At 30.3% G+C, this 19,961-nt stretch carries 15 protein-coding genes; 5 read left to right on the top strand and 10 right to left on the bottom strand.

The window, feature by feature from the left end:
- Window positions 1-5: 5 nt before the first annotated feature.
- From KV700_RS12060 to KV700_RS12045, 4 genes are all read right to left on the bottom strand, one after another.
- On the bottom strand, window positions 6-2,504 hold the full coding sequence (locus KV700_RS12060; protein WP_218598020.1) for a prolyl oligopeptidase family serine peptidase: 2,499 nt from the start codon (window positions 2,502-2,504) through the stop codon (window positions 6-8).
- A 114-nt stretch (window positions 2,505-2,618) separates the two neighbouring features.
- Complete coding sequence (locus tag KV700_RS12055) at window positions 2,619-3,842, bottom strand: NAD(P)/FAD-dependent oxidoreductase (protein WP_218598019.1); 1,224 nt, start codon at window positions 3,840-3,842, stop codon at window positions 2,619-2,621.
- A 5-nt stretch (window positions 3,843-3,847) separates the two neighbouring features.
- Window positions 3,848-4,297 carry a nucleoside deaminase gene (locus KV700_RS12050; protein WP_166383597.1) on the bottom strand — a complete coding sequence of 150 codons (450 nt, stop codon included), beginning with the start codon at window positions 4,295-4,297 and terminating at the stop codon, window positions 3,848-3,850.
- Window positions 4,298-4,312: 15 nt separating this feature from the next.
- The gene (locus tag KV700_RS12045; RefSeq protein WP_205860387.1) at window positions 4,313-4,471 is read right to left on the bottom strand and encodes a hypothetical protein; all 159 of its coding nucleotides are present in this window, start codon (window positions 4,469-4,471) and stop codon (window positions 4,313-4,315) included.
- Window positions 4,472-4,531: 60 nt separating this feature from the next.
- Between KV700_RS12045 and KV700_RS12040 the strand changes: the two genes are divergently transcribed.
- A complete protein-coding gene (locus KV700_RS12040; RefSeq protein ID WP_218598018.1) occupies window positions 4,532-6,301 on the top strand; it encodes a 1-deoxy-D-xylulose-5-phosphate synthase in 1,770 nt (589 codons plus the stop codon).
- Between the two features lie 50 nt (window positions 6,302-6,351).
- Here the strand turns inward: KV700_RS12040 and KV700_RS12035 are convergent, their stop codons facing one another.
- From KV700_RS12035 to KV700_RS12025, 3 genes are all read right to left on the bottom strand, one after another.
- On the bottom strand, window positions 6,352-9,834 hold the full coding sequence (locus KV700_RS12035; protein ID WP_218598017.1) for a T9SS type A sorting domain-containing protein: 3,483 nt from the start codon (window positions 9,832-9,834) through the stop codon (window positions 6,352-6,354).
- Between the two features lie 14 nt (window positions 9,835-9,848).
- The gene (locus KV700_RS12030; protein WP_218598016.1) at window positions 9,849-10,181 is read right to left on the bottom strand and encodes a hypothetical protein; all 333 of its coding nucleotides are present in this window, start codon (window positions 10,179-10,181) and stop codon (window positions 9,849-9,851) included.
- Between the two features lie 152 nt (window positions 10,182-10,333).
- Window positions 10,334-11,671 (bottom strand): deoxyguanosinetriphosphate triphosphohydrolase, encoded by a 1,338-nt coding sequence (locus tag KV700_RS12025; RefSeq protein ID WP_166383605.1) that lies wholly within the window; start codon window positions 11,669-11,671, stop codon window positions 10,334-10,336.
- Between the two features lie 159 nt (window positions 11,672-11,830).
- Between KV700_RS12025 and KV700_RS12020 the strand changes: the two genes are divergently transcribed.
- Both KV700_RS12020 and nhaA read left to right on the top strand, forming a co-directional pair.
- On the top strand, window positions 11,831-12,262 hold the full coding sequence (locus tag KV700_RS12020; protein WP_218598015.1) for an META domain-containing protein: 432 nt from the start codon (window positions 11,831-11,833) through the stop codon (window positions 12,260-12,262).
- A gap of 48 nt (window positions 12,263-12,310) precedes the next feature.
- Window positions 12,311-13,621, top strand: coding sequence for a Na+/H+ antiporter NhaA (nhaA, locus tag KV700_RS12015; protein ID WP_166383609.1), 1,311 nt, complete (start codon window positions 12,311-12,313; stop codon window positions 13,619-13,621).
- A 580-nt stretch (window positions 13,622-14,201) separates the two neighbouring features.
- On the opposite strand, the gene KV700_RS12010 is transcribed toward nhaA, so the two are convergent.
- From KV700_RS12010 to KV700_RS12000, 3 genes are all read right to left on the bottom strand, one after another.
- The gene (locus KV700_RS12010) at window positions 14,202-14,507 is read right to left on the bottom strand and encodes a hypothetical protein (protein WP_218598014.1); all 306 of its coding nucleotides are present in this window, start codon (window positions 14,505-14,507) and stop codon (window positions 14,202-14,204) included.
- Window positions 14,508-14,846: 339 nt separating this feature from the next.
- Window positions 14,847-16,625, bottom strand: coding sequence for a ribonucleoside-diphosphate reductase subunit alpha (locus KV700_RS12005; RefSeq protein ID WP_218598013.1), 1,779 nt, complete (start codon window positions 16,623-16,625; stop codon window positions 14,847-14,849).
- Between the two features lie 3 nt (window positions 16,626-16,628).
- The gene (locus KV700_RS12000; RefSeq protein WP_166383936.1) at window positions 16,629-17,903 is read right to left on the bottom strand and encodes a ribonucleotide-diphosphate reductase subunit beta; all 1,275 of its coding nucleotides are present in this window, start codon (window positions 17,901-17,903) and stop codon (window positions 16,629-16,631) included.
- 387 nt (window positions 17,904-18,290) lie between these two features.
- On the opposite strand from KV700_RS12000, the gene KV700_RS11995 reads away from it, so the two are divergent.
- Window positions 18,291-18,482: a cold-shock protein gene (locus KV700_RS11995; RefSeq protein WP_166383613.1), complete on the top strand. Its 192-nt coding sequence runs from the start codon at window positions 18,291-18,293 to the stop codon at window positions 18,480-18,482.
- A 249-nt stretch (window positions 18,483-18,731) separates the two neighbouring features.
- A complete protein-coding gene (locus tag KV700_RS11990) occupies window positions 18,732-19,748 on the top strand; it encodes a heme A synthase (protein ID WP_218598012.1) in 1,017 nt (338 codons plus the stop codon).
- Window positions 19,749-19,961 lie beyond the last annotated feature (213 nt).

Here is a 19,961-nt window from a genome sequence, read left to right as displayed (position 1 = left end):
AAATATTACTTATTCATCGGTTTGTCTAAATTCATATACATAAAATCTACATCGGTAGCTTCTTTGCCTAATAAATATTTGCTAAAATGATCTGCTCTTAGCCAGAAAGAATATTCTGTCATACTACCAAAACCATGTCTTTGTCCTGGCATAATCATATATTTAAAACGTTTGTGTGCTTTAATTAATTCATTTGCCATTCTAATAGTTCCTGCAGGATTTACGTTGTTATCCATATCTCCATGAATCAACATTAAATGTCCTTTTAAGTTTTTTGCCAAAGACGGATTTGTATCAATCTTATATTTATAAGAACTTTTTCCTTTCTCATCAATTTCTTCTTTTACACCATGATGCGTTTCACTCCACCAAGAATTATACACATTATTGTCATGATTTCCTGCAGATGAAACTGCAGCTTTAAAGAAATCTGGATACACCAACATGGCTGCTGTAGACATAAATCCACCACCAGAATGACCGTAAATTCCTACTTTTTCTATATCGATAAAACTATGTTTGTTTGCCAATTGTTGTGCTACATACTTTTTATCTGCCAAACCATAATCACGTAAATTACCGTAACCATAATTATGATACCATTTAGATCTATCTGGATGTCCTCCTCTGTTTCCTAAGGTAATTACCACAAAACCAACTTGCGCCATTCTATCTACACGATCCATTCTAAAAGAAAAAGATTTATTTACCGCTTCCGTTTGCGGACCAGGATAAACGTATTCTAATAAAGGATAAACCTTTGTAGAATCCATATCAAAAGGCTTATACATTACTCCGTAAATATCGGTAATTCCATCATCTGCTTTTACTTTAAAGGTTTCTGGAAACTTGTAACCAGATGCAAATAGTTGGGACAAATCAGCCGTTTCTAAATCCATTACTTTACGTCCGTTCGCATTTCTAAGTTCCGATTTTGGTACGGTATTTACTCTAGAGAAATTCGTTACAAAATATTGATTAGAATCTGCCATAGAAGAAGTTGCTGTAAAATCTCCAGGGTTTAAAGTTTTCATTCCTGTTCCATTCAAATTAATTTTATAAGAATGTGCATAGTAAGGATCTTGCTTTTTATTAACTCCGTTTGCAGAAAAATATAAGGTGCGGTTTTTTTCGTCTAAACCTTCAAAATTAGCCACATGATAATCGCCTTCTGTAACTTGGTTTTTTAAATTTCCATTCGTATCATATAAATAAAAATGTGCCCAACCATCACGTTCTGCCCAATGCAACATTTCCTTTTCATCATTCAATAAAATTAACGGACGTGCTTCTATATAGGTGTTAAAACGTTCTTCAATTAAGGTTTTATATTCACCGGTATTAATATCAGCAACATTAATATCGTACTTTTTACGATCTCTAGAAATTACACTAAAATATATTTTCCCTTTTTTTGATAAAAGCAAAGAAGGTTTAAAATCATCATCTCTATTAGATTGTTTTCTTGGTGCTCTAAAAACAGAAACACTTTGTTGTTTAATAGTATCTAAAGGCACTTTTACATGCGTTTTTGTAGGAATATCAAAAATTAATAATTCAGATTTATAATATTCTTGTTCACCTGGCATGTGATATTTATAGGTTTCTAACGTTGGTCTTTTTTTACCTGTAGAATTAATTACCCATAAATCTTTAATATGTCTAGAATCAGATTTTTGAAAAACAAACTTTTTAGAATCGTGAGACCAGATTCCTCCAACACCGTTTCTTTTGTCTTTATTTTTTTCTTTATCTACATTATCTCCTCTAGAACCACGCCCATACGCATAGTTTTCTTCACCATCTTTTGTCCATTGGTTTTCTACAACTGTACTATCTTTTTCGTCTTTAATAAACTTTTTAAAGTTTACTTTATCCATCCAATACAAGTTGTACTTTTTAGAATACAGTACAATAGAACTGTCTGGCGCAATATTTGCCCATTTTTTCCAATCTTCTTTTTCTTTCTTAATCGTATCAATAATTGTTACTTCATTTCCACCTAATTTATATTCTAAATGGTAGACTTTTTTCTCCATTTTAGGCTTCTTACTTTTTTCATTTTTTGATGATACAGAGTCTTTTTCTACTTCCTTTTTATCATCAATAACTTTAACTTCTTCTGTTGATGTTACTCTAAAACGAATAGCATCTTCTGCTTCGTTAAATTTAAAATCGAAACGAGGTAAGTGTTTTGCATCATAAGGATCTTTAGTGATTTCTGTTAACCACTTTGCCATCTTTACATTATCAAAAAGTGTTTTTTTAGATTTTTTATCTGCATCCACTAAATAATAATTAGCTCCTTCAGATGTTTTATAAGCATACCAAAAACGGTTTCCTTTTTTTAACCAATGAGGACTTACACTTGTTGAGTGTACCATTTTCGCCAAATTTGTTGGCGAATACTTAGCAGCAGCTCTGTAATTGGGGGTTGGAGTTTCTTGTGCAGAAATTGTTGAAACAACAATAAATGGCAAGAATAAAAGTAAAAATTTTTTCATGAAGTAAAATAATTTGAATTAGTTAACGTAAAGTTTCTCTAAATCAAACTATCTCACAAATTTTTAAGATTTATTTATAAAAAATTTAACACTGAAAAAAATATAAAATCTAAGTTAAAACTCCTTATTATTAAATTTATATTTTAATTTCATCCATAAATAACTAAAAAATCTTGAGAACATTTTATTATAATTAAAGTTAAATAAACTATCTATAAGAACATCTATAGAAAAGTGTTTATGTAAAAACTGTAACCTGTTCTCTATTTGTAAATCAGAATATCTATTGTACATTCTTCTAGCGGAAACTTCACTTAATCGCCATTTTAAAAGCTTTTTCTTTTTCCACTCCTTCTCGTACTCTTTAAAATTTTCTTTTCCTGTTTTAAGATAAATATCTATATAATCACATGCTAAATTAGCACTTTGCATTGCATACCTTATACCTTCTCCTCCTCTTGGGTTTATTGCAGAAATTGCATCACCAATAGCAATTACATTGTTTTTATAATAAGTATCATTTAAGCCTTCACAGTACCTTAAAATACCACCATGAATGTCTAATAATGTGTAACTTTCTGGTTTAATATACTCTTTAATAATTTTTTCTGTAATTTTTTTGGTTGATTTATCTGTGTTTTCTTGATCTTTAGATTTTAAATGAGTTCTACCCGAACCAACTTTTAAAATTCTATTTTCCATAGGAAAAACCCAAGAATACCCCTTCAAAGCCCACTTATGTCCTAAGAAAAAAACTAACTTCTCTTTATATTTATTGTACGTTTTCTGATCTACTTCTATTAAATATTCTGTTCCACTACCCAAATTCATTTTAGGTTGTTCTTCTTTAGAATCATACATTACTTTTCGTAATGGTCCTGTTGCATCTATTAAAAGTTTCGTTTTTACCGTTTTTATTTTAGAGGTCTCAGCTTCTAGAAGATCTACTTCTACTTCTGTATTTACAACTCTTTTTTCTACATATTTATGACCTAATAAAACCTCACCCCCATTAGCAACAGATTCTTCTGCTAAAAACTCTCGCAACTTACCAAAGTCTAATACAACCCCTTTTGGCTTTTCACCAAACCAGTCATATTCTTTTTCTGTACATTTTATGGTAATGTCTTTCCAATAAGCCCCAACTACCTTATCTGGTAAATTAAATTCTTTCATAGGCTCTAAGGTCATTCCTCCACTAGAAAAATTATTATCATAAAAACTTTTATAACGCTCTACCAAAAGTGTTTTATATCCTTTTTTAGATAAATTTCTAGCTGTTTGTCCTCCAGCAGGTCCTCCGCCAATAATTACAACATCGTATTTCTTTTCTATCATCATAATTAATTTAGATTTCGCTTTTCAGCAAAAAAACGTTTTAAAAGCAAAGAACATTCGTTCTCTAAAATTCCGCTCACAACTTTTGTCTTTGGATGTAGTGTGGTTTTTAAATTTACAAAACCTCTATCTGGCTCTGTTGCTCCATAAACAATTTTACCAATTTGCGCCCAATAACTCGCACCTGCACACATTTGGCAAGGCTCTAGCGTTACATATAATACACAATCTTTTAAATACTTACCTCCTAAAAAATCTGCAGCGGCTGTAAATGCCTGCATTTCTGCATGAGCCGTTACATCGTTTAATGTCTCCGTTAAATTATGCGCTCTTGCAATAATTTGATCTTTAAAAACAATAATGGCTCCTACAGGTACTTCGCCTTTATCAAAAGCAGATTCTGCTTCTTGTAAGGCTTTTTTCATAAAATAGGTGTCGTCAAAAGGTTGTATCATACGTTTAAAATTAAATTACTTTTTTATTTTAGATCCTTTAACAATTGCCAACATTACAAAAACAATTGCTATTATTCGAAACCAAAAACCCAAATTATATTTATTACTGGTTACTATATTTAAAATAATAAGAATACAACTTGCTACTAATATTGCTATGTTTTTATTATTCATAATAACTATTCTTTTTACAAATCAATATTACAAAAAGTTAAATTGTATTTTTGCCTTTAGATGAAGAACTTGTTAGACAATATATCAAATCCAGAAGATTTACGGAAACTAAATCAAGATCAACTACCTCAACTTGCAAAAGAATTGAGAGATTTTATTATTGATATTGTATCTACAAAAGAAGGTCATTTAGGTGCAAGTTTAGGCGTTGTAGAATTAACGATCGCTTTGCATTATCTATTTGACACCCCAAATGATTTATTAGTTTGGGATGTTGGCCATCAAGCATACGGACATAAAATTTTAACAGGAAGAAAAGACGTTTTTCATACCAACAGACAGTTGGGAGGAATTGCTGGTTTTCCGTCAAGAAAAGAGAGTAATTTTGATGCTTTTGGTGTCGGTCATTCTTCTACCTCTATTTCCGCAGCTTTAGGTATGGCAATTGCATCTAATATTAAAGGAGCTACAGAAAAACATCATATTGCCGTTATTGGCGATGCTTCTATTGCAAGCGGAATGGCTTTTGAAGCCTTAAACCACGCAGGAGTTTCTAAGGCAAATTTATTAATTATTTTAAATGACAATGCGATTGGAATTGATCCTTCTGTTGGTGCTTTAAAAGAGTATTTAACAAAGGTTAAAACAGATAAAAGGCTTGCGGCTCAAAATAATATTATAAAAGCTTTAAATTTTGATTATTCGGGTCCTATAGACGGACATGATTTACCGAAAGTTTTATCAGAACTAGAACGATTAAAAACCGTAAAAGGCCCAAAATTTTTACATGTAATTACTACAAAAGGAAAAGGTTTACAGCAAGCTGAAGAAGACCAAGTAACCTATCACGCACCTGGTAAATTTGATAAAATTTCTGGGGAAAGATTAAAAATAGCAAAGAGTTTATATACAAAATACCAAGATGTTTTTGGACAAACAATTGTAGAGTTAGCTGATAAAAATGATAAAATTGTAGGTATTACACCAGCAATGTTAACAGGAAGTTCTTTAAAATTGATGTTAGAAAAGCATCCAAAAAGAACTTTTGATGTTGGTATTGCAGAACAACATGCAGTAACTTTAGCTGCAGGTATGGCAACGCAAGGTTTAATGCCTTTTTGTAATATCTATTCTACTTTTTTACAACGTGCTTTTGATCAAGTTATTCATGATGTTGCTTTGCAAAATTTGCCTGTTATTTTCTGTTTAGACAGAGCTGGTTTGGTTGGTGAAGATGGCGCAACGCATCATGGTGTTTTCGATTTAGCATATTTACGTTTAATTCCGAATTTAATTGTTTTTGCACCAAGAAACGAAATTGAATTGCGTAATATTTTATACACTGCTCAATTAGGTTTAAAGAACCCAATAGCCATTCGATATCCTAGAGGAACTGGGACTATTATAGACTGGAAAAAACCTTTTGAAAAAATAGCAATAGGAAAAGGGGTTTGTTTACAAAAGGGAACTAAAACCGCTATTTTATCCATTGGAACCATTGCTAAAAATGTTGCTGAGGCATTAGAATTCGTAGAAAATATAGATAATTTTTCTCATTACGACATGCGTTTTGTAAAACCTTTGGATGAAAACTTATTACATGCTATTTTTAAAACAGCAAAAACCATTATAACAATAGAAGACGGAACCATAAAAGGTGGTTTTGGAACTGCTATTTTAGAATTTGCTTCACAAAATAATTATCAACATAAAATAAAAACGTTAGGAATACCCGATCATTTTATTGAACATGGAAATATTTTAAAGCTCCAACACGCACTTGGTTTAGACGCAGATAGTTTAGCAAACATATTTAATACATTTATATAAAAAAAGACGCCAAATGGCGTCTTTTTTATGTTTGTATAATTGAATTTTAATTATTCAATAATTATTTTACTAGAAGATTTTTTATTGTTTTCATCAATAATGTTTACAATATAAACTCCAGCATTTAAACTCACAGAAACCGCTTGTTTTCCATTTGATGTAAAATCTACTTCTTTAGCAAAAACTTGTTTTCCTGTAAGACTAAAAACAGTCATTTTAGTTTTCCCTAAGGTACTTTTTGCTTGTAAAGTAAAGTCTCCTTTAGAAACAGTAGGATAAATTGCAAATACCTGTGTACCTGCTAAAACATCTTCTACAGAAGCAGTTGCTGTATTCTTATTTATAGATTTAATAGCCCAACCATAAGAAGATGCTCCTGGATCTGAAACTAAACTTAATTTAAAAACAATTGTTTCTCCAATAGCAAAACCTTTATCTGTTAACGTTATATTTTGTTCTTTAAATAAAGCATCATTACCAATTGCATTGTCTCCTTTATTATATTCTGTTAACCATTCTGGAAACCTTCTTGCATCATACTTATCTAATGTTTTCCATGTAATTAAATCGGTAGAAGCTTCAATTAAAACGAAATCATAAAACTGAGTCAAATCGGTTAAATCATCTGTATAAGGCTCTACAAGCGCAAAGTCTTCATACGTAAAAACCTTATTGTCTTCTGATATTGTTAATGGTTGTTTTAATGTTACCGAATATGTTTTATTATTATTATAAGGATGTTCCGAATTATTTAAGACAACACTAGCTACATTGCCGTCTAAGTTATCTATAACAAAATTAGATTTATAAGTAAAGACATCTGTATCCTGAAATTCTGAAATTTCAATTGAAGTACCTGCATCCTTATAATCAATTACTAAAAACTCTTGGTTATTTATTGGTGTTTCTAGATTATTAACATCATCAAAAACCTGAATACCTAGTTGATGATACCCTTCTGCCACATCTATTGTTTCATAAGAATAAGTTACTTCTGTACTAAAATCTTGTACAATCTCTGTTTGCTCTAATCCGTCTATAAATATTTTAACTCTACTTACATCATCTGAAGGTACGTTATAACTTACGGTTGTTTTTAAACTTTCAATTTCTTTTTGTTGTGCAGTAGCATTTGGAAACTTTAAATATCCTGGAAGTGTATATGTACTTAATTCTGGTATCGTTGCAGACCATACACCTCTACCATAAGTTGCAATTACAACTTGATCGTTTACTACTTTTAAGTCATAAACAGCTACAGAAGGTAAATCTGTAATCATACTCCAACTTGTACCTCCATCTTCTGTTTGAAAAAGACCAATATCTGTACCTGCCCAAATAATATCTTTGTTAAAAGGCATTTCTAAAATACTGTGTACTGCTACATCGGGGAAACCTGTATCTATACTAGCTTCAAATCCTGTAATATCAGACCAAGTAGCACCTAAATCTTCTGTTTTTAAAATCTTAGGTCTACCTTGTGAAGAAAAAAGAGCATAAGCCCTATTTTTTTCAATATAAGAAGTTCCTAAACCTGAAATAAATAGATTATGGTTATCATTTGGATTGTTATAAACACCTGCATCTGTAAAAGTTTGTCCATTATCTTTAGAAACATGTAAAACATAACTACCACTTTCTGTCATTAATGCTCCAGCCCAAACAATATTTGGGTCTGCTATAGATACTTTTACATTTAAAGCACTTGAGGTACTTGAACTACTTGTTATAAATTTAGAAGTAATTGGCACTAAATTCCAAGTTGCTGCAAAATCGGCTGAACGCCAAACCCCATTACCAGAAACAGAAAAAACAGCATTTGGGTTGTTATTAGCATTTGCTAATTTTGTGTAAAATATTTCTTCTCCTTCTAAACTTTCTTGACCTGCAAACGCAAAATTAACATATCTACCAATTCTATTGTTCTGAGAAGAAACAATAAAATCTTGAGGATTGTCATAATGCCAAATAACTTCAAAGCCGTCGCCACCAAATGCCTCTAAATACTCTTTGTCTTTATTAGCATCATTTCCTAATGATATCCAACAACCATTATCTTGTGCGCCTGTTAAATAATTATCTTCTCCATTTTGTTTTGTTGCTCCGTAAAATTGTGTACTATTTTTTCCTAAGGCTGCACTAGACCAATCGCCTTCATTTACACCTGGGTCTAAAGCCAAATTACTAGAATAAATACCACCATCATTTGCTAAAATTAATTGAAAAGCATTATCAACTCCTTTTATAGCTGCAAGCCCATGCTGATCTACATGAACATCTGTATTAACTTGAGTAAGGTTACCATTTTGACCAGTAGCAGCAATCTCTAAAGCTGTAAAAGTATCATCATTATTAACAGTAACTTTAAAAAGCTCCACACCTCCAACATAAAAAATATTCTCATCAAAAGGATGCGTTAAAACAATATTATCATACCATCCTTGTCCGTTTACCAAATCTAATCTATCTACGCTAGCATCAATTGGAGCTGTTAAATTTGTAAAAGTAGCCCCCGCATCTCTTGATATATATAAATCTGTATTAGTACTAACAGTACCATCAGAACCAGAATACGCACAAACAACAACAACCGATGTATTTACTTCTGATACAGCTGTTTCAAACCTGCTATGGTTTACATTAACAGCTGCTTTATCTAAAGCAACACTCCATGTAATACCACCATCAATACTTTTTACCAATCCTACTCCATTTACAGAACCAAATTGAATATTAAAATCAGATGAAGAAGCATCTAAATCTTGAACTCTGCCTGTTGAATTATAAGTTTTAGTCCAGTTTACACCACCATCAATAGTTCTATAAATACCAGAAGTAGTTCCTATAAGAACATTATTGTCGTCTAGGGGATTAATAATCATTCTACCAACATCTCCTAAAGATGCTGTAGCTGTTAAATGTTGCCAAGTAGCACCACCATTTATTGTTTTGAATACGCCAGAACCACCAATTGCACCTAAATTACCAAAAGGTTCTCCGGTACCTGCATATAATATATTAGAATTTATTTGACTAATTACAACAGTAGAAGTTGCTAAATTAGGCACCTTAAAATCTGTTAATGTTTCCCAAGTTGCTCCGGAGTCTTCTGTAAGCCAAACACCTCCACCAACACTACCTACAAACCATCTTTTTGTATCATTAGGATCTATAGCAATTCCTCTAGCACGACCAGGCACATTATTAGGACCTCTTTCTTTAAAAACAGGGCTAATTGCACTTTTACCACTTTTTTTTAATTTTTTACTTTTAGCTTTGTTAAATTCTTCTACAAGATATCCTTTTTTATAAGTGGAGTTTTCTTCTTCAATTCCTTTTCTTATCTGTTTCTGATAATCTGCAATCTGTTCTATTCCTTTTTTATGAACACCTTTTTTCTTTTTTTGTTTCTTTATTTGATTAAAGTTATTCTTTAAAACAATTTCGGTTTCTTTTGCTTTTGTCTGACAACCAATAAAAAAAAAAGTTGATAAAAGAGCACAGGTAATAGTAGTTAGGTAGTTGTTATTCATACGTATATATTAAGTTAATCTATTTTTATAAAAATATATTTCTTTTTAGTTGGTACGCTTTCAAGAAGTACTTCGTCACTTTGTTTTTGGACCATGCCAATATGTGGTGTGCATTTTAAAGTGGTATTATCTAACCATTCCATTTTTTCGCCAGTAAATATTCCTTTTTTTAATTCCTTATTTGTTTTTACATCAACTACCTGATACTTAAAAGTAATCACTGGGTTTTTGGTAGATGTATATTGCAACATTAATACTTTAGACTTATCTTGATTATAAACTTTATCTGTAATTTCTTTATCCTGAAAAGTTATAATTTGGTTGTTTTTAGTATTTTGTTTACTCACGTTATTTGATTTACAAAAGAAAAAAAGACTAGAAACTAGCATTAAAAAAAATAATTGAATGGTTTTATTTAACATAAAGTATCATCGTTTAAAAGTTAAGTTTAACATATTGTTTAAAAATGAAATCTAAATATAGGTACTATTGGTATCAATTAAATGATATTACCTGTTAATTTCTTATGTGTTCTAATCGCATAACTATCAGACATTCTAGAAACATAACTACATATTTGCATAATTCGTTGATACAAACTAATAGATTCTGTTTGGTATTCTTCTGGTAATAAATTTAATACCAAATCATCAAAATTAGATTCACAACCATCAAACTTATTGTTTAAAGCAGTTACAAAAACGTCTAATAAATCTGCAATAATTCTATAACCAGCAATTTCTTTTTCTACAACATCTTTGCTTTTGTAAATTTTTGCAACACTTAGTTTTATAATGTCTTTTATTTGTGCCTCATATTTACATCTGTCTAATAAAGATTTCTCAAAAGTTCCGTTTAAAATAGCTTCTTCATTTGCTAAGAAAATAGCAACAGCTTCATTAATTAATACACCAATTGCTAAAGCTCTTAAATAACTTATCCTGTCCGTTTTATGTTTTAAAGAATGATACTTTTTAATATCGATGGTATCTTTTACCAACTTAATCATGTATTCTAAAGCAAATTCTTCTTCAATTAAACCTAAATTAATTCCGTCTTCAAAATCGATTATTGTATAGCAAATATCATCTGCCGCTTCTACTAAATACGCCAACGGATGTCTATAAAAGGAAATTGCCGACGTAGACTTTTGTTTCATTCCTAAGTTATCTACAATTTCTAAAAAAGCATCTTTTTCTGATTGAAAAAAACCATACTTTTTATCTACAATATGGTTTGTTGGTTTTTTAGGAAGACTTTCTTTTGGGTATTTTAAAAAAGCCCCCAAGGTTGCATAACTTAAACGCAGACCTCCAGAAATACCCTCTCTACTTTCTGTTAAAATTTTAAATCCGTTTGCATTACCTTCAAAATCGATTAAATCTTGATATTCTTTATCAGATAATTCCGCTTTGTATTTTACACCTTTTCCTGTTTTAAAATACTCGCCGATCGCTTTTTCTCCAGAATGACCAAAAGGAGGGTTTCCAATATCATGCATTAAAGAAGCCGTACCAACAATGGCACCAAAATCATTAAACGTGTAGCCTAATTCTTCTAATTTAGGATGACGCTCTAACAACACCTTACCGACTCTTCTGCCCAAAGTTCTCCCCACAACAGAAACCTCTAAACTATGCGTTAAACGTGTGTGTACAAAATCTGTTTGAGATAATGGTATTACCTGTGTTTTGTCTTGTAAACTTCTAAATGCTGAAGAAAATATAATTCTATCAAAATCTACATCAAAACCCAAACGAGTTTCGTCTTGAGTAGCTCTTGGGCGTTTTTGTGTATCGCCAAAACGTTTTAAAGAAAGAAGTTGTTCCCAGTTCATTTATTTTTATAATAAAGTTTAATGTGTAAAAATACAAACTATTATTTTGTGGAGATGTTCTGATTATAAAAACATTTTTTACGAAAAAATTAAGAGAAATTTAATGTAAAAAAGTTCAAAATGTTCTCAACTTAACTTATTTTTATAAAAATTTTTTGGATGAAAACGAAAATATTATTCATTATTATAATTTCGACTACCATAATGAACTGTAAGTCAGTAAGTGGAAAAGACCACGACAATGCAATTACAGAAAAGTATTGGAAACTTACATCTTTAGATGGAAACGATATTAAAATGGAAGACACGCAAAAACGTGAAATATTTATTACTTTAAATACTAAAGAGAATAGATTTACCAGTTTTGCAGGTTGTAATACCATAAATGGCGAGTACATTTTAGAAGAAGGAAATAGAATTAAATTCACCAAAATTATTTCAACTAGAATGTTTTGTAATAATACCGATGAATCTAAATTATTAGAAGCTATAAATTTAACAGATAATTATACTATTAAAAATAATATATTATCTTTAAATCTTGGAAAAAGAACACCTTTAGCAGTTTTTAAAGCAGTGTCCATGAATTAAAAAATGTTCGTGACCATTTTATTCAGTTTATAAATTAACCCATTATTCATGATAAAAAAATTATTTATTACCCCATTTCAAAAGTTTGTAAAAATTGAAAGTTTTAGCGGAATTCTATTATTACTATGTACATTAATTGCTTTATTTTGGGCAAATTCTCCTCTACATGAAAGCTACTCTTCTATTTTAGATTATAAAGTTGGGTTTTCTGGAGAAAGTTTTGAATTAAAGAAATCTGTCTTATTTTGGATTAATGATGGTTTAATGGCTATTTTCTTTTTCTTAATAGGATTAGAAATTAAACGTGAAATTTTAATTGGAGAACTAAACACCGTTAAAAAATTAGCTTTCCCATTATTTGGAGCTGTTGGTGGAGCGCTTATTCCGGTTGGTATATTTATGCTTTTAAATCAAAACCCAGAAACATTTAAGGGTTGGGGAATTCCTATGGCAACAGATATTGCTTTCTCTTTAGCTGTATTAAACACATTAGGAAAACGTATACCGCTTAGTTTAAAAATATTTTTAACTGCATTTGCAATTGTAGATGATATTGAGGCTGTTTTAGTAATTGCTGTTTTTTACAGTGAATCTATTCAAGTTACATTATTATTAATAGGCTTAGCATTAATAGCACTATTATATGTGTTAACTCATAAAGGGTATTACTCTAAATTTGTAATGATTGTTGTAGGTATTATTGTTTGGGTATTGTTCTTAAAATCTGGAGTACACCCTACTGTTGCAGGTATTTTAATTGCATTTTCTGTACCAATTAGACAAGAAATAAAAACAACTACTTTTCTTTCTCAACTAGAAGGTATTTACAATAGCATTAAAAGTGCACCTGTATTAAAGGAACCTATATTGTCTAATGAACAATTAAAATTGGTAAATAACTTAACGCATTGGAGTAAAAAATTTCAATCTCCTTTACAGCATTTAGAACATAACCTACACAATTGGTCGGCTTATTTTATAATCCCTGTTTTTGCACTTGCCAATGCAGGTGTGTTAATAGATAGCTCTGTACATATAGACACGGCTTTGGTATTCCATATTATACTCTGTTTAGTATTAGGTAAAGGACTAGGTATACCACTAGTTATATTGGTTGCAAAAAAATTAAATTTAATTCAAATACCTGGAGACATTCACTTTATACAAATTTTAGGGGTTTCATTTATTGCTGGTATTGGGTTTACTATGGCTATTTTTATTGCTGGTTTGGCTTTTTCAACATCACCAGAGTTTATTAGCTCTGCAAAAATAGGTATTCTTTTAGGCTCGCTTATTTCTGCGATAATTGGTTATCTTATTTTAAGATTTGCACCAGTTAAAGACTTTATTAAAATTTAGTAAGTATTTAAAATATTATTTATAAAAAAAGAGAAGCTTTTAAGCTTCTCTTTTTTTATATAATTACATCTTGTTTTATAAAATGGATTCTTTTTTCTGATTGTAATAATTCAGTAGGGTATTTACACTCATATTGCCGTCTATTAAAGCAAATGGACTTCTGTAGCATAAAAATCACACTTACCAAACCTCAACAGGTATATAAAACTGTATTTTAAAGTGCTTTTAGATACGTAGACAAGTTTTTATCACCTTTACAAGACTCTATTGGATTTTAATTTTAAAACCTCTTACGAGCTTTATTTTAACTTATTACTTTTTCTTATCTCTGTTCACTTTCAAATACTAGAGATTTAGTGATATTTTAAAGCATCTCTATGAAGATTTAAAAGAGAAACCTTTATACTCAAATAGCATACAAATAAGTTTAGCCCAGATTGAAGCATTTGTTTGAGCTCTTTTTTGTCTTTTGCTGATAAAAAAAGTGAGTGCCTTTCGACTATCCTCAAGATAAACACCAAGCTGGAAATAGCTTCAAAAAATAAAAAAAAGAGAAGCCTTTCGACTTCTCACATTTAATTTATTTAAAACTCCAAAGAGTATTAGCAAACCAATTTGGTTTCCAAGCTTTATAACTTACTGGATTAAAATGCACATCTGTTATTTTAATCTTTAAAATTTGTTTTGGAAGTAAAAACACAGGATGACTATATAAAGGTCCTTTTAAAACCAAAAAATGATAGCGTTGAGATTTATCTTTAAATCTTTTATGAGGTCCTAAATTATAAAGAATACATCTTCTTGTTACAACATTACCTTTTACAGTTTTAAAGGTTAAATTTACTATCAATTTATCATTGATAGATTTCATAAAAATTTTATTCATATTTAATATACAGTTAAAACTATCAACAATTATTTTTTGTTGACAAAATTACAGTAGTAAGAACGCTACATATATAACCCTCTTAAACTACATTACTAATTATATAAATATTTTTTGGCGGGAAGCTTCTAATTGTGTACTTTTGAAGTATCAATAGAAGGAGGATAACTCTTCTTCTCTATTCATAATATAATTGGGGTCGGATCCAAATAATATTAAAAACACCAAGGGCAATATTTATATTTCCCTTTTTTTATGCCTTTTATTTACTTCAATATTTACTATGTTAATAATAAAGAGAAGCCTTTCGACTTCTCTTCTAATTTATTTTATTACTAATTACCCTTCGCAACTAGCACATTCTTTCTTTTGCTTAAATTTCTGAGCAGCATTCATACTGTGTTGGTAATACATAGATTTTACACCTAATTTCCAAGCATTAATATAAACCGAATTCACTTCTTTAATTGGCATATCTGGATGTACCATAATATTGATAGACTGTCCTTGATCTATATGATTTTGTCTATTAGCTGCCTGATATACAATTACATTTTGATCAATTTCTGAATAGGTTTTAAACACATCTTTTTCTGCTTCTGTTAAAACGCTTAAATGTTGCACAGAACCATCATTATCTCTAATACTTTTCCAAATATCTGATGTATTATGTCCTTTTTCTTCCAATAATGCTTCTAAAATTGGATTCTTAATCGTTGTTTTAATTTTTGCAATATCCTTTACATAGATGTTAGACCAAATTGGCTCAATTCCTTGAGACACTTGTCCTAAAATAAATGCAGATGATGTTGTTGGTGCAATAGCATTTAAAGTGGTGTTACGTCTTCCGTATCCTTTTAATACTTCTGGTTCACCATACAACTTAGCCATTTCTTCTGACGCTTTGTAAGATTTTTCTTTAATTACCTTAAAGATTTCACTGTTTAAAGCATACGCTTCTGCACTGTCAAAAGCATGCATTTTAGATTGTAATAAAGAGTGCCATCCTAAAGCACCTAAACCTAAAGCTCTGTTTTCTTTGGCAAAATTATACGCTTTCTCCATAAAACGGAACGTAAACTGATCGTCTCTATCATCTGAATCTTTATATACTTCTAACTTAGTGATAAACTCTTGCATTACTGCATCTAAGAAATAGGTAAGTGTTTCTACAGCATCTGTATCTTTCCATTTATCATAATGTAATAAGTTTACTGATGATAAACAACATACAAAAGACCAATCTTCATTAGAAGGCAACATGATTTCTGTACATAAGTTACTCGCATAAATTTCGTGGTTTTTGTCTTTATAAACATCTACCGTTCCATTATTTGCGTTGTCTCTAAAAAGTATATAAGGATATCCTATTTCTCCTCTTCTTTGTAATATTTTTGCCCAAATACTTCTTTTTTCTACATCACCATCAATCATTGCTTGCATCCAATCGTCACCAACAGTAACTCCGTGCGTTAATTCTTGAATTGGGTTTCCTTCTGTTCCTATCTCTAAAAACTCTTTAATATCTGGGTGATCTACTGGTAAATATGGAGAAAAACGGCCACGTCTTACAGAACCCTGACTTACAACATCTACCATTTTTTCGAACAACTGCATAATGTGTACAGAACCAGAAGATGAACCGTTGTTTTTTACATCGGCACCTCTTTTACGCAACTTACCAAAGTATCCAGAAGTTCCTCCTCCTAATTTAGACATCATACCAACTTCTGATTGAGAGAACAAAATATCTCCCATATCATCTGCTACATGCGATCCAAAACAGCTAATTGGCAAACCTCTTTTCTTACCAAAGTTAGACCAAATTGGTGAAGCTAAAGAGTAATACCCCTCTGCCATATATTTATAAAACTTATCAGAAAACCCATCCATATTTAAAATACGCTCTGCATTGTCTGCAATTTCACGTATTCTTTCTTCTGGTGTAGTATCTCCTGTTAAATAACCAGATTGTAAAAATTTACGACTATTTTCTGTTAGCCATGTAATTTCTGGCTGGTCTTTACCTTTAAGCATTTCTTTCCTAGCAGCGTTTCTAACTTGAATTAACTGTTCGTGTTCTGTAAGTTCTGTTGTTTTTGTTTCGTTCAAGTTCATAATTTAAAATAAGTCGTCGCTAGTTATACTTTTTGTTCTTTTACTATAGTTGATTGATCTTTTTACAAAGAAATCACCATGTTTGGTTCCAATAATTTCATCATCAAACCAATCTGTTTCTGCTAATAATTTTTGATCTACCTCAAATATTTTTGCAATACCAATACTTTCTAAAGAATTATTAAACCTGTTTTTAATAAATTCTTTGATTACATTTTTAGGTAAAAAATCTAATTCTCCTTTTTCAAAAATCCAATCGATTAGTTTACTTTCAGAAAGAAACGCTTCTTTACAAGTTTCTTGAACCAATAAATTATGCTCTTCGCTAAACCAATCTGGATTTTCTTCTTTTATAATTTTAATTAAATCGATACCAAAATCTCCGTGAATCTGCTCTTCTTTAGAAGTTGCTTCTACCACATTAGAAATTCCTTTTAGTACATTTTTATGCTTATTAAAAGCCATAATAATCAAAAACTGAGAAAATAAAGATACATGCTCTATAAATAAAGAGAACAATATTATAGACTCAGAAAACTCTTGATTGTCTTCACTATTTACATTTTTTAAAGCAGCTTCTAAATAGTTAACACGTTTCATTATAACAGGGTTTTTCTTTAAGTTTTTAAACTCATTGTTTAACCCTAAAATCTCTAATAAGTGAGAATACGCATCATGATGACGTACTTCACTTTCTGAAAACGTAGCTCCAACAGAACCAATTTCTGGTTTTGGCATCTTTTTATAAATGTCTCCCCAAAAAGTTTTAACAGCAACTTCTATTTGAGAAATTGCCAACATAGTATTTTTTATCGCATTTTTTTCTATCTCTGTAAGAGAAGTCTTAAAGTCCTGAATATCACTGGTATAATTAAACTCTGTATGAATCCAATAAGAATGTCTAATAGCATCTACATATTCTCCCAAAGCAGGATAATCGTAAGGTTTTAAGTTAATTCTCTTTTCAAAAATATTTGGTTTTCTACTTCTTGTTTGTTCGTCTCTATATAAAATATAAGCCTTTGCAACGTCATGAAAAGGGCTGTCCATTAATTTATACTCTACAATATCTTGCACCTGTTCTACTGTAGGAATATAATCTGGTTCATTTAACCTTCTCTCTAATAAAGTACCATGTACAATGTTAGAAATTGCAATTGCATCATTTCTAGAACCGTTGTTAACGGTAAGCATAGCTTTTTCTATAGCATTAATAATTTTCTCTAACTCAAATATTGTTGTTTCCGAGTCTCTTTTTATAATATGCGTAATTTCCAAGGTAAATGAAGGGTGTTTAAGTGTTATTTTTAGTGTTAACAAAGATTGGATTTTTTGCTCCAAAATAAAAGTTATACTTATTCACAAAACCCTTGAAGTTTTTAACAAATTAACAGTTTTGCTGATTTTAAGGTTAAAAAAATGATTTTTTAAAAACTTCATTCCCAAACAATTATCAATCTAAAATCGCTGTAACTACTATCGGTATTGGGTTTCTTAAAAGACCTCTATTAAAAAAATTTTGTAACAATTATTTGCTTTTTTTTCACTTACAATCTGTCACTTTATACGAACAAAAAGAAAACAATTATTTAAAACCGCATTTTGGTAATATCAATTAATATAATCTTATATTTGCAGTATTATTAACATTTATATTATATTATTTTGAAAAAAGGAACAGTAAAATTCTTCAACGAATCTAAAGGATTTGGATTTGTAACAGAAGATGATTCAAACACAGAGTACTTTGTACATGTATCAGGATTAATTGACGAAGTAAGAGAAGGTGACGCAGTAGAGTTCGACCTTAAAGAAGGTAGAAAAGGTTTAAATGCAGTAGACGTTAGAGTTCTATAATTTTAAATTTTTTGAAAAGAACAAGTCGCTTAATTTTTTAAGCGGCTTTTTTTTGTCTTATTTTTTTTGATAAGATAAAGCCTACATAAAAAGTAAACGATTATTTTAATTAATTGAGTCTAATTATTTAGAAAAAGAAGCTCTTTTAAACACTTATTGGCAAGTATTTCCTTTTTTATAAGAACAAGTCGTTTAATTTATTTTAAACGAATTTTTTTTGCCTTATTTTTGTAAAAACATTTATTTATAATGAAAAGTAGCTTCACCAAAACTGTACAAATTGCCATTATATCTGTCTACTTAATTTTTTTAGCAGGCTCTGTTGTTAGAATGACTGGCTCTGGAATGGGATGTCCTGATTGGCCAAAATGTTTTGGTTATTATATTCCGCCTACAGCGGAAGAACAAATTACTTGGAAACCAAATTCTGAATTTAAAAAAGGTTTTATCATTATTAAAGATGAAGCGCTGTTTGTTGCAGAACACGATATTAAAACAGCAGAACAATTTAATAAAAGCAATTGGGCTACTTATACAAAACACGATTACGCAAAATTTAACAAATACCATTCCTGGACAGAATACATTAACAGATTATCTTCTGTTTTAGCAGGTTTTGTTTTCTTATTTTTAATTTACGGAGCTTCAAAATTCTGGAAAACAGATAAAAGAATCCCTATACTTGCCTACACCGCTTTCTTTTTAATGTTGGTAGAGGCTTGGTTAGGAAAAACAGTGGTTGACAGTAATTTAAAACCATCTATAATTACCATTCACATGGTTATTGGTTTAATTATTATAGCGCTTCTATTACAGGTAAAATTTATTGCTTCAGATAAAAAGAAAAACTACAATTACAATTCACTGTTTAGTAAACTACTTATTGTTTCTGCTGTACTTTCTTTAATTCAAATAGCAGTAGGAACCCAAGTAAGGCAATTTATAGATGAGCAAGTAAAGCTTTATGGTTTCGAAAACAAAGATTATAGTTTAATGAACCCGAGTTTTAAATTCTACTTTCATAGATCTTTTACCATTGCAATTGTGCTAATAAACTTTGGCTTGTTTTATATAAACCAAGTAAAAAAATTAGATTACAAATTGGTAAATTGGGTGGTTGCATTAATTTTCTTAGAAACCATTTCTGGTATGTTAATGTATTACGCAGAGTTTCCTTTAGGCACACAAGCAACACATTTATTGGGTGGTGCAATATTATTTGGACTACAGTATTATTTATGGCTGCAAAGTAGACTTACTAAATAAACAGTATTCAGCCTCAGTATTCAGTGGCTCACTGTTGTGTAAGCTGAATAATACAAGATTGACGACATAGCAATATAGAAAACACAGTGTTTTTTAAACTTTAAAATTTGTTTTAGCCGACATCTGATATCCGCTAGCGCGAGCGTCCCGCTCGTGCAAACACCAATAACACATGGAGTAATTTCCACAAACTTACTCAACAATAATTTAAGA

It is taken from the genome of Polaribacter sp. NJDZ03 (assembly GCF_019263805.1).
In the GTDB taxonomy this organism is placed as follows: Bacteria; Bacteroidota; Bacteroidia; order Flavobacteriales; family Flavobacteriaceae; genus Polaribacter.
This window is presented reverse-complemented; position numbering and strand designations above follow the sequence as displayed.